The organism is Bacteroidota bacterium, assembly GCA_016706865.1.
In the GTDB taxonomy this organism is placed as follows: Bacteria; Bacteroidota; Bacteroidia; order Chitinophagales; family BACL12; genus UBA7236.
Genome location: JADJIS010000001.1, coordinates 511,179 through 522,528 on the forward strand (window position 1 = coordinate 511,179; position 11,350 = coordinate 522,528).

Annotated in this window: 13 protein-coding genes; 2 read left to right on the forward strand and 11 right to left on the reverse strand. The window is 34.8% G+C overall.

Translation table 11 applies throughout. From position 1 onward, the window contains the following. The first annotated feature begins 5 nt into the window (after window positions 1-5). Window positions 6-1,979 carry a fibronectin type III domain-containing protein gene (locus IPI31_02055; GenBank protein ID MBK7566584.1) on the forward strand — a complete coding sequence of 658 codons (1,974 nt, stop codon included), beginning with the start codon at window positions 6-8 and terminating at the stop codon, window positions 1,977-1,979. Between the two features lie 564 nt (window positions 1,980-2,543). Here the strand turns inward: IPI31_02055 and IPI31_02060 are convergent. From IPI31_02060 to IPI31_02105, 10 genes are all read right to left on the reverse strand, one after another. Next, window positions 2,544-2,933 carry a hypothetical protein gene (locus IPI31_02060; protein ID MBK7566585.1) on the reverse strand — a complete coding sequence of 130 codons (390 nt, stop codon included), beginning with the start codon at window positions 2,931-2,933 and terminating at the stop codon, window positions 2,544-2,546. 219 nt (window positions 2,934-3,152) lie between these two features. Continuing rightward, on the reverse strand, window positions 3,153-3,671 hold the full coding sequence (locus tag IPI31_02065) for a DinB family protein (GenBank protein MBK7566586.1): 519 nt from the start codon (window positions 3,669-3,671) through the stop codon (window positions 3,153-3,155). Between the two features lie 30 nt (window positions 3,672-3,701). Then, complete coding sequence (locus IPI31_02070) at window positions 3,702-4,202, reverse strand: DUF1579 domain-containing protein (GenBank protein ID MBK7566587.1); 501 nt, start codon at window positions 4,200-4,202, stop codon at window positions 3,702-3,704. Window positions 4,203-4,236: 34 nt separating this feature from the next. Then, entirely contained in the window at window positions 4,237-4,731 is a 495-nt protein-coding gene (locus IPI31_02075; GenBank protein ID MBK7566588.1) for a DinB family protein, read from the reverse strand. A 498-nt stretch (window positions 4,732-5,229) separates the two neighbouring features. Then, a complete protein-coding gene (locus IPI31_02080) occupies window positions 5,230-5,652 on the reverse strand; it encodes a VOC family protein (GenBank protein ID MBK7566589.1) in 423 nt (140 codons plus the stop codon). A 21-nt stretch (window positions 5,653-5,673) separates the two neighbouring features. Beyond that, entirely contained in the window at window positions 5,674-6,141 is a 468-nt protein-coding gene (locus IPI31_02085; GenBank protein MBK7566590.1) for an SRPBCC domain-containing protein, read from the reverse strand. A 24-nt stretch (window positions 6,142-6,165) separates the two neighbouring features. Continuing rightward, window positions 6,166-6,516 (reverse strand): winged helix-turn-helix transcriptional regulator, encoded by a 351-nt coding sequence (locus IPI31_02090; protein MBK7566591.1) that lies wholly within the window; start codon window positions 6,514-6,516, stop codon window positions 6,166-6,168. A gap of 129 nt (window positions 6,517-6,645) precedes the next feature. Further along, window positions 6,646-7,254 (reverse strand): hypothetical protein, encoded by a 609-nt coding sequence (locus IPI31_02095; protein ID MBK7566592.1) that lies wholly within the window; start codon window positions 7,252-7,254, stop codon window positions 6,646-6,648. Window positions 7,255-7,259: 5 nt separating this feature from the next. Beyond that, entirely contained in the window at window positions 7,260-8,357 is a 1,098-nt protein-coding gene (locus IPI31_02100) for an MBL fold metallo-hydrolase (GenBank protein MBK7566593.1), read from the reverse strand. A 92-nt stretch (window positions 8,358-8,449) separates the two neighbouring features. Then, entirely contained in the window at window positions 8,450-9,379 is a 930-nt protein-coding gene (locus IPI31_02105; protein MBK7566594.1) for an oxidoreductase, read from the reverse strand. Between the two features lie 83 nt (window positions 9,380-9,462). On the opposite strand from IPI31_02105, the gene IPI31_02110 reads away from it, so the two are divergent. Beyond that, window positions 9,463-10,173, forward strand: a complete 711-nt coding sequence (locus tag IPI31_02110) for a DUF421 domain-containing protein (protein ID MBK7566595.1) — start codon at window positions 9,463-9,465, stop codon at window positions 10,171-10,173. 95 nt (window positions 10,174-10,268) lie between these two features. Here the strand turns inward: IPI31_02110 and IPI31_02115 are convergent, their stop codons facing one another. Further along, on the reverse strand, window positions 10,269-11,279 hold the full coding sequence (locus IPI31_02115) for a manganese catalase family protein (GenBank protein ID MBK7566596.1): 1,011 nt from the start codon (window positions 11,277-11,279) through the stop codon (window positions 10,269-10,271). Window positions 11,280-11,350 lie beyond the last annotated feature (71 nt).

The window sequence follows — 11,350 nt, forward strand, 5'->3', positions numbered from 1 at the left end:
ATAAGATGAAAAAGATCAGTTTATTAGGATTTTTAATTACTTTGTTTTTTGCAGATATAACTGCACAAACAACTTCAACGGAAAACGCATTTTCGTCGCAGCACGGAATATTTATCCGACTTGAAAATGATTATCCGAAAATAGATATGAAAGCACTACCCGTTTATGAGATAAAACGAAAAGGTGCCAACGATAAATCATTTAAATCCATTGCAACTGTAAAGGTGCCTGCTGATTATGCATCCTTTGTAGAAAATATAAAAGCAGCCGCTCAGGTAAATCCCGAACCTTTGCTTATGAAAGAGATCAACACAGAATTATTATGGAAAAAATTTGTTTCCGGAGGTTATGATTCTCTTTTGGCTTATCGCAATGCGCTCTTTTTACAACTTGCACTTGGTATTAAATATTTTGATGCCAGCGCCGAAAAAAATATAATGTATCAATACGAGATCACTAAAAAGGTAAAGGCAACTAATGCAGAAAATGTTTTTACTACAAATTCCGTTTCCTATCCTGCCAAAGCAGAAAAATATCCCGGCAAATTGCGCAGCGAAAAAGAAACGGTAATAGGCATTGCGCTTAATTATACTTGTGTGGGATATGCCCCATCTTTGATCAGACTTTATCGCGAGGAGAATTATTCAGGAAATTTTTTACCTATACGTGCCAGAAGAATAAAAATTGCCGATGGAGATACTACAGTATTTGCAATTTACGATACCATAGTTAAACCAAACAGTGTTTACAGATATTATATATTACCAATGGATTATTATGGAAATTACGGTTCCATAAATGATACCATTACTACAATTGCAGCGTCGGAACAATATGCAGGTAATATTGAAAAAATGGATGTAGTGAGTTTATTAAATGAGGGAACCGCAATAAGATGGAGATTATCGGAACCGCAGAATTTTAATTATATTGCTGTTTACAGAACAACAAATTTTGATAGTACACTCACAAAAATAGGAATGGCTTCTGCGGCCGATTCGCAATTCGTGGATAATAATGCCGAACCAATGAAGATGTACTTTTACGCCTTGCAACCTATTACACGAATGGGAGCAACCTTACCTATGAGTGCAAAGGTTACAGGTATGTTTACACCTATATCACAACCATTGGCACCTTATATCACCGATATTCAATCCACCGAAAAATCGATCAACCTCACAATTAAAAACAATGATGTTCAAACACGCGGGTATAGAATTTACCGGAAATTAAACACCGACTCCGCCTTTGCCCTCATTTCCGAATTAATTAAGGTGGAGAAAGCAATTACCTCTTATATTGACACACAAAATATTGCGGCAGATAAATATTACACCTATATGGTGAAAGCAGAAAATAAAAGTTATGTATTGAGTCCTGCTTCCAATATTCTGACAGTAAGATCTGCAAAATCGGGAGAATTAATAACAATGGGTGTACCAAAAGTGGAAATGATCAATGGCCGTGCTATGATACAATGGAATAATAATATTCAAAGAGAGAGTATTCAATCATTTCAAATTTATAGAAAAGATGAATCGGGTAAAGAAACTCTTTTAAAAGAAAATATTGATCCACAGATCATAAATTATAGTGATAGCACAATCGCCATTGGCCATCAATACAATTACGGCATTGCATATCGCGATAATAATGGAAACAGATCGGCAATAGCCTATTCAAAATCAACCTCAATACCAAATACGCAGCGAGGCCCATCTAATGTATACGCGGCGTCAAAAGAAAATACGTTAATACTTTCGTGGACAGAAGATGATACAGATGTAACTGCCTATAGAATCTATAAATTGGTGGAAGAAAAACCGGTCCTGATTAGTGAAATTAATGCAGGGTCAAACACATACACCATTAAAAACATGAAACCGGGAGAAGAATATAATATCTATTTAACAACGGTAAATAAAAACAAAACAGAAAGTTTACCGGGAAAGATGTTGATGGGGGTAGTGGAATAATAAAATAAACAAAATATTTTCTAAATAAATTTTTGTTTTTCGCAATAGGAAATTCTTAAGTTGGATCAATTATTTATTGATATGTCATAGATCGTATGCATAATTTGTTATAATGCCACCCCTACCCGGGGTTGAATTTAATTTCAAATTAAGATTTTCTATAATAATGCCACCCCTGCCCGGGGTTAAGTTTGATTTCAGGTTGCCGATTTATGATGAACGATTAGTAATTTATTAATTAATGTTTGATCTCATTAAACTATGATTTAACATTATTTCTACCTTGGAAGACATAATATTTCTGGTGAATTACTTGCCATTGAACCAAAGAAATTTAAACCCCGGCTAGGGGTGGCATTATTATAGTACCATAGCCAAAACTATCCATCAACCCCGGCTAGGGGTGGCATTATATCCCATTATTTATTTTCGATGTTGCCGGAAATATCTAAATATTTATTATTATCCTAAACGCCCAAAAATAATTGTTTAATAATCTTAAAAACAAAAGTTGAATTTATTTAATTAGATCGATCTTTCCGATTGGTGATTGACTTCCATGTATTATTGGTCTTCCTTCACATTTTTTTCCATCACCTCTATTTCCACTTTTTCTTTTTTAATATTTTGACGCAAAAGTGCAAATAAACTCATGTATACATTGGCGATCCAAACCATGGAAAACCCACCTATTATATATCCCCTCCAATCATCTAACAGCAGATGAAAATCAGTGATAATTATAATTAAGATAACTACATAGTGGCTGAAACAATATTCGCAGGTAAAAAGAAAAAATATCTTTCTCCAGAATATGGTTTTACACTCCTTACTCATTCTTACACAATACTCATGCGGTTCTCTGAATAACTCCTCATGGGTTACCGTCCAGGCAATACACGCAACAGGAATTGCCAAAACAAAAAGCCAGATCAATTGTATATAAAGTGCCATAGCTATTACATCCCTAAAGTAATTACAAATTCCAAGATACCAATTAATTAAGGAAATAATTATGCCACTAGCAAGTAAGTGCTAACTAATACTAATTATCAACCCTGATTTATGGATTTCTACTATAGGTAAAGGTTTAAAATTTCTTTTTAAGAGCGTTTTGTACAAAACTGTGGAATATTATTCACATCAATAGGGTGATTTGTTTTAAATGAGGATTCAAATCAAACCATAATATCTCTCCTCCAAAATTCCAAAATGCCATCTTTGGTGACCGGGCAAAATAAACCCTACAGAGGCAACGGAATATTTCCCTTTGAAACCAATACACATTTTTTGCAACATGTCGGGTGTAAAGGATTGAAATAAAGTGAATGCAGATAAATGCGTAGACATTAACTCTCCGGCTAAACTTTGCAGTGTTCTGTTATTCGCCTCGGATGCTTTTGCATAATCGTCTTCTTCAAAACTTAAAACCGCATTTTTTTCACCTCGCGCATAGGTTAAGGCGCGGTAACAAAAAATTCTTTCCGTGTCGATAAGATGTTGCAATATTTCTTTTACAGTCCACTTTCCCGGAGCATAGGTTTTATCTCCCAATTGTTTCCATTTATCGATAGGTGCATTTTCAAGTTCTGTAATGGATATTTTAATTGCATCGGTTAATTCCACATCGTCACATTTCAAAATGTACCGATCAAAATATTCGGGTAATGGAGAGAGCTGTGATAGTAACATATTAAATAATATAATTATTAGAATATAAATTTATTTCACTCTGCTATAAACCACTTCTGTAGCTTTAGCTTCCGTGCCATCCGGAAATACATTGAAGGCGGTTAATTTTATTGTATCATCATCAATGATATCAATTGCTGTTCTCCAACCCCAGGTTGTTTCTTCTTCGGGTGTTATGTAAGTATAATTTCCCTGCATGGAAAAATCATTCACTCCCCTTTTACCATCTGAAAATAATATAGCTGTTCCATTGTGATAACTATCCACCCAGGCAGATTGAAATCTTTTCATATTAAGGTCATAACCAAAAATGGCAACTCCTTCCAAAGGTTTATCTCCGAAACTTCCTTTGTATTCATGTAAAATAAATCGTCCTCCCAAAATTAATTTCATGCTTCCGCGCACCGGCGATTCGTCTGCAATTTTATCGGGTTCGAACCAGGTTTTTGCTATTCCTTCCCAGTCCCCTACTAATTTATTTAATTGCGCATGAGGCCCGTCAGCCAATGAATTTTCAAATGAAGTTTGCATAAATTTATTATTTAATTTGAAGCGCTAAAATACATCAATCATATTTCATTGCATCATATCCCAATAATCTTCTCCACAAAGCTATCTGACCAATAATACTCGCTTCGCGATAGATCATGAAAGTTATCAATTCATATTTACTCATTTTAAAACTTCCCATATCGATAATGGCTTCCAGCTGTTCATCAGTAGTATTAATTAATATCTCTCTGAATATAGGGCTAATTGTTTCCCAATCCTTTTTATACTCCGACAATTTTGGGTATATGGTATCATCTTTAATTCCCTGGTAATTTTCAAATAATGCAGAACCGGTATGTTTCAACTCTGTACCTGCCTGTTTTGCCATATCATAGCGCTGCTCCACCAGCGAACCGGCTAACCATGCAACATGGTTGGCCTTTGTGCTCAATCTGTTGTGAGCATCTGCGTCAGAAATTCCTTCAATTGCCCGCAAAAAATAATTAGTCTGTATATCGTACAATGCGATCAACGATTCCATTCTTGTACTTTGAGTTTCTACTTTCATCTTCGTAATATTTAAAGTTAAAATTAACAAAAATAATAGAGGAGAGGAGAAAGGAGAGAGGAGAGAGGAGTTTAAATTTCTAGCGAAATTTTACTAGCTCACTGTTTGTTTTCTTGATACCTGATACCCGATACCTGATACCATTTCCCAACGTTTGTTTTCCTGATACCTGATACCCGATACCTGATATCATTTCCCTATGTCTCCACGGACTAAAGTCCGTTGTTACAAAATGGGTCGTCCCTTCGGGACTTTTTGGTTATTTGTAGCTTGAACATTTGTCTATTGTCACGATATCCGTGTTAAACAAAGAAGAAAGCAGTGAGTGGAAGGAGTTTAAATTTCATCCGAAATTTCACCAAATTCCACCGTTTGTTTTCTCGTGTCCCTTTTCCCTTGTCCTATGTCCAGTCCTATGTCCTGTATCCTTTGTCCTTTATCCCCTTCCATTGTCCTAAGTCCATCCCGTGTCCCGTGTCCTATATCCCGTGTCCCCCTTCATGCATCAAGGAGAGCCTGAATATCAAACTTTGCCATTTGCATAAATGCAGCAACCACCCGCGGAGCTTTATCGGGGTCTGACATTAATTTTCCTAATACTGCAGGAACGATCTGCCACGACACTCCGAATTTATCATCCAGCCAACCGCATCTGCTATACACTCCACCTTCACCTAATTTCTCCCAATAGTGATCAATTTCTTCTTGTGTTTCACATTCAACTACAAAGGAAGTTGCGGGAGTAAATTTAAATTCGGGACCACCATTCAGTGCCATAAATTTAAAATCATTTAATTCGAAATTTACCACTATCGGATTTTCAGATAATATTTTCGAATTTTTAAAAATAGAACAATAATAATCTGCAGCGCTTTTTGCGTTGCCATTAAACCATAAACATGGATACATGTTGTTTTTCATTTGTAAAATTTTAATTTAAAATTAATTTTTGGTTGCGATATATTCCTCTAATTTATCTAGACTTGAATTCCATCCCTGATCAACACCCATTGCGATGTGTTTATCTCTGTCTTCAGGAGTTGGATGTTCGTAAATTAATGTGAGTTTAGTTTTTCCATCAACATCCTCGAACAAGCCGGTAAACAACAATATTTTTGGAAGATCAAGATCTGTGGTAACTTTAAAATCATCACCAAATTCGTCGGTGGATGTTATTTTTTTATGCAATTCAATATCCTGATATATTCCAATAGCGGGATATTCAGCGCCATCAGGGCCAACCATAATAAATTCCCATTTACCACCGGGTCTAAAATCATTTTGAATTACCTTGGTGGTAAATCCTTTTGGCCCCCACCAGTTAACAATATTTTCTGTTTTTGTCCATAAATCCCAAAACAGGGCGACAGGTGCGTTAAATACACGCGTAATTTCCAATTTGTTTTGCATTATTTAAATTTTATAAGTGAATAATTATTTTCTTTTACGTTTAATCGGATTTTTCTTTTGAATTTCGAGTAATAATTTATCAATTGCATCAAATCTGCTCTCCCATAATTTTCGATATTGATCCACCCAATCTGTAACATCGTTCAGTTTTTCAAATTTGGCTTCACAATATCTTTCTCTTCCTTTTTGGGTAATGATCACCAAACCACATTCCGATAAGATCTTAACGTGTTGGGATATGGCTGAACGGGTCATATCAAAATTACCCGCAATGGCATTTAAGTTCAGCGGTTTTTCCGCAATAAGTCCTATGATCTCCCTTCTGGTAGGGTCTGCAATGGCGTGAAACACGTCTCTGTTGGGGTTTAAGCTCATATATGTAAGTATTTACTTACACAAAGGTATATGTAAGTTTTTACTTACGCAAATTTTTTGAGAAGATTTTTTGAAGTGGGAAGTAAAGGAATGCTGAAATGTTGATTTTTGAGAGATTCGATTCTTGTTTCAGGGCCATTTAACCACCCATTTATATTTTCCTGTTATATTATAATTTTTGTGGCAATCACTAAGTTCTGATGGTGCATAAGAATTAAATTGGTAAGAGTTGTTACTATAGAAAGATTTTACCATATTTTGATATTCCGGTTTATTTTTATTTTCATAAAGATATTCGTAGAAATTCCAACAGCCATCTGTTATCAGGTCAAATTCTATGTGAGTAACAACATATGCCGGAAATTCAGCAATTTCCTCCAATGCAAAATAGCAAACTTCTCCGGTATTTAATTTGCCTTTTTTACAATAGTTATAAATATTTGTTTTTGTAGTATCTGTAAGACCCTCGATAAGTAAGGGTATATATTCTTTTCCTCTTTTAATTATTTTCCAATACACATCCGCTGAACAATCTAAAGTGTCTGTTTTCATATTACGCAACTCAGAAATTAAAGAATCTTTTGAAATTGGATATTTTTCGATATTTAAACTAATATAAAGTTGTTCTACATTAAGCGTGTTCTCGTTGTTGAGATCAGTTTTTAGTTTTCCCTCTTTTGAGTTACAACCCAACACAAGAGTTAAAAATAAAATCAGGAAGAAAATTCGAGATCCCATTGTGTCTAGTTTAAATTTTCCCACCATTCAGAAAAAACCTGTTCCCTATCCTTCAAATTTACCTGCTCTCCAATTTTTGGTGTGAGCAATCGTATATTTTCCGATTTACATTTTGCTGCAATATTTATCATTGGATCATCCCAGGCATGAAGCGCAATGGCAAACTTGGAATTATGCACTGCTAATAACTGTTTTGCATTCAAATCTTTTGTTGCTTTTAATAGCTCATCGGGCATAAGGTGAATATGTTTCCAGCTTTTATCATATTGTCCGTTTTCCAGGATCACCAGATCAAACTCGCCGAATGTTTTTCCAATTTCTGCAAAGTGTGTATCGTATCCACTATCGCCTCCAATAAAAATTTTCATGGAAGGCGTTTGCAGAACAAAGGATGTCCATAGGGCCCTGTTTCTTTTTAATCCCCTACCTGAAAAATGTCTTGTAGGAACAGTATTTACCTTAAAACCATTTCCCAGAATGATTTCCTCGTTCCAGTTTTTTTCAATTATTTGTTTTGGATCATAACCCCAATATTCTAAATGTTCACCTGTGCCAAGACCACATATTACCTGGTTTATTTTAGGTTGTAATTTTTTTACTGTGATATAATCAAGATGATCCCAATGGTCGTGAGAAATAAATAGAATGTCAATCTCCGGAATATCGTCAACAGAATAATTATTTGTGCCTTTAAACGCTTTGGTTGTAAATGAAAATGGTGAAGCATGTCCGCACAAAACAGGGTCCACTAAAATTCTTTTACCATCTATTTGCATGAAATAAGAAGAATGCCCAAACCATACTAAAACATCTTTATTTATATCCAGGTTTAAAAGGTCCGTTTTTTCAGATGGGATTATATCCTTAGGGGTAACTCTTTTATTCTGATTAAAAAAAAATTCCCTCATCACAGAAAAGTAATTTGCCCCATCGGTTAAGTCGGGAGTTACACTTTGATTCTGAAAAGTGCCATTGGAATAGTTCGTTGCACTTTGTATTTTTTTTAATCGTTCACCCGAGGGGTATTTTCCAAATTTAGGGTGGTTTAAAATAAGGAGAACTGATATGGAAATTAAAAGTAATATAATGATCGCAATATACATGTTTTAGTTATTTATACTTTAAGAGTTATTAGTAACGTTGTCAATTTCTACAAAAATAAAACAAAGTAAATTATTCGGCAGGGAATACAATTTCAATGTCTGTTATCACAATTAATGTAAACTTCACTTTCATCAGTATTTAAAAATGTAATACTCGGACAGCCAAATGTAAAATAATGAAAACCAAAAATCACAGGTGACCTATTTTTAAAAAGTTTCCCGGTCCATTGTTCTTCCAATGGAGCAAAGGAAGCACTTTCACCGGAATAAAAAAGTTTATCGCAAACGGTCTCCATCGTTTTTCCATCAATTACTACCAATCTTTTTAAAGCGGGCCAATTATCAGCAATCCTGTAATAATCCTGAACAAAATAATTCCAACCCTCCGATTGAAATGTATACGCATCACCTTTTACACATTTACCTGCATATAAAGTATCGTAATTAGGATATTCGGTATATGGAAAAGATCCGGTTTCAATTTTTTTCCAAATAATCGGTTTAACTTTTCCATGTACAAAGGGATTTTCTTTTCCAATATGAGCAAATGAACTTGTGAAATACTCATCAAAACCCTTTAAGTCTTTTTGGTTTAATTCAAATCCGATCATATAATCATATTGAGAATATGGCCAGTCGCCACCATAAATATTAAGGCAAGCAACAACTTTCAGTTCCTTCACTACAAATACATGGAAAGAATTGGTGGCATAATCATAAACAAATAGTTTATCTGTTTCCGAAACATTCGTCTCCCGGAGAAATCGTTTTCTGTACGCCGAATCCAAAATGATATAATTAAAATTGGAGGCACTCTCCACTTCCATATCACTTAAATCAGGTGTGGCAAGAGAATCCGCATTTTCACTTAAAGGATAAATTTCTGACAGTGAGATAAATGCAATGCTGTGTGTGGAGTCTACTTCATAAGATCTCAGATCAAATATTTGCAAATCTTGTGCTGATGCAATTGCCAAACCCTTGTATAAAATTAAAAGAAGTAGAAAAAATAATTTGTTCATATCAGGTCATAATGGTTTCATATAACAAATTAAAAATTTTCCATAAAATTACACTATATTTAACGCGTTTTAAATGAACAGATATGTTTTATTTACAGATTATGCCCATGTTCAGTTGGAAAGAGTTAATGTTGGGAGCAGAAAATTGGTCTTTTCTGCTTGAAACAATTCTGCGCACATTCATAATGTTTATTGTGATATTGATCAGTCTCCGTATATTGGGCAAACGCGGAGTTAAACAATTATCCATATTTGAACTGGTAGTAATTATCAGCCTGGGATCTGCAGCAGGAGATCCAATGTTTTATAAAGATGTTGGAATATTACCGGCTTTAATTGTATTTACAATTGTAGTTGTACTATACAGTTTTATAACCTACCTAATTGGGAGAAATCCAAAGTTTGAAAAAATAATGGAAGGAAAACCTATTTGCCTGATTAAAAATGGTGTATTTATAGTGGAGAATTTTTCAAAAGAAGCGTTGGGTGCCGATGAATTTTTTGCTGAGCTGCGTATGCAGGGTGTTTCACAGTTAGGGCAAATTGAAGAAGCGATCTTGGAAAGTTCGGGTAATATCAGCATATTTTATTTTCCTGACGAAGAAGTAAAATATGGACTACCCATTATGCCTGATTCCCTGGAATCCTCTACTGAAGTAATTATTGACACTGATCATTATGCATGTATCTTTTGTGGTTACACTGAAAAATTAAAACCTTCCACCAGATATATTTGTCCTGAGTGTAATAAATCCAAATGTGTAAAGGCGAGTAATAAAAAACGTATTAGGTAAAATATTTTATATAAGATCTGCCCCGTTTCATCAACGGAACAGACCCATATACTTGATGTGAAATATTATTAGAGAATTATTATTGAGGCAATTTTTTAACGTTTTTTCTTGCTCACATCATTTTTCTTTTTATTCTTATTTTTATTTATCGGCACAACTTCTGTTTCCTTATTATAGTCTACCCAACTTAAAATACCATCTTCCGGTAGATTGGATTTGTCGATTAAAGTTTTTCGTTCCTTGCTCAATTTTTTATTATCGTGCTGAACGGTTTTATCTGTGCGTTTTGTACCAACAGCTTCCTCATTTAATAAACCATTTGTATCCCTGATATGTTGAATCGGGTCTTCAATAATTTGCCATTCCTCTTGCATAAGCGGACTTTTTCCTTCATTCCACCCACCTTTGAAATCCTCACCCTTCGACATATTAAAATACTTGTTGCTGAATTTAGGATCACTCTGTAAAATCCCTGGAGGGAAATTGGGTTGTATGCTGTCTAATGCAGCCTGAAACATTTGAAAATGCGCAACTTCTCTTGTCATTAAAAATCGCAATGATTCCTTTACCAAAACATCATCGGTAAATTTCATAAGATTCTCATACACAAGTTTAGCAGTACTTTCCGCGGCGATATTTAAACGCATATCAACAGTAAGATCACCCATTCCCATTATATAAGTTGCGTTCCAGGGATTACCTGCGCTATCCGTTAACGTTGGAGATCCTCCACTTACAAGAAAAAAATGCGGGTTAACTAGTGCATCATGAATATAATTTTCTTTTGCAGGTTTACCATCTAATAATTTGCTGAGGTCTGACTCATCTGCGGCATTTTTTAATTCTCCGTTCACTCCTGTAAGTAACATTTGTATGGTGGCTCCAACAATTTCGAGATGACTGAATTCCTCCGTGGCAATATCCATAAGCATATCATAAACATCAGGATGAGGTTTCCTGCAACCAAATGCCTGAACAAAATATTGCATAGCCGCTTTTAATTCGCCGTTAGGCCCACCGAATTGCTCCAATAACAATCTGGCAAAACGAGGATCCGGTTTAGAAACCCTCGCATTAAATTGTAATTCTTTTACATGATGAAACATAAATAAAATTTTATTGGTAAGTTAATTTGTGAATATTGTATAGTTATTATGATGATTAATGAACGCAACGT

Bases quoted from the DNA above. Each gene is read 5' to 3' on its own strand.
- IPI31_02100 (MBK7566593.1), bottom strand. From the start codon at position 8,357: ATGTATATTGCGATCATTATATTACTTTTAATTTCCATATCAGTTCTC.
- IPI31_02070 (MBK7566587.1), bottom strand. From the start codon at position 4,202: ATGCAAACTTCATTTGAAAATTCATTGGCTGACGGGCCTCATGCGCAA.
- IPI31_02060 (MBK7566585.1), bottom strand. From the start codon at position 2,933: ATGGCACTTTATATACAATTGATCTGGCTTTTTGTTTTGGCAATTCCT.
- IPI31_02105 (MBK7566594.1), bottom strand. From the start codon at position 9,379: ATGAACAAATTATTTTTTCTACTTCTTTTAATTTTATACAAGGGTTTG.
- IPI31_02085 (MBK7566590.1), bottom strand. From the start codon at position 6,141: ATGCAAAACAAATTGGAAATTACGCGTGTATTTAACGCACCTGTCGCC.
- IPI31_02095 (MBK7566592.1), bottom strand. From the start codon at position 7,254: ATGGGATCTCGAATTTTCTTCCTGATTTTATTTTTAACTCTTGTGTTG.
- IPI31_02080 (MBK7566589.1), bottom strand. From the start codon at position 5,652: ATGAAAAACAACATGTATCCATGTTTATGGTTTAATGGCAACGCAAAA.
- IPI31_02055 (MBK7566584.1), top strand. From the start codon at position 6: ATGAAAAAGATCAGTTTATTAGGATTTTTAATTACTTTGTTTTTTGCA.
- IPI31_02065 (MBK7566586.1), bottom strand. From the start codon at position 3,671: ATGTTACTATCACAGCTCTCTCCATTACCCGAATATTTTGATCGGTAC.
- IPI31_02075 (MBK7566588.1), bottom strand. From the start codon at position 4,731: ATGAAAGTAGAAACTCAAAGTACAAGAATGGAATCGTTGATCGCATTG.
- IPI31_02115 (MBK7566596.1), bottom strand. From the start codon at position 11,279: ATGTTTCATCATGTAAAAGAATTACAATTTAATGCGAGGGTTTCTAAA.
- IPI31_02110 (MBK7566595.1), top strand. From the start codon at position 9,463: ATGTTTTATTTACAGATTATGCCCATGTTCAGTTGGAAAGAGTTAATG.
- IPI31_02090 (MBK7566591.1), bottom strand. From the start codon at position 6,516: ATGAGCTTAAACCCCAACAGAGACGTGTTTCACGCCATTGCAGACCCT.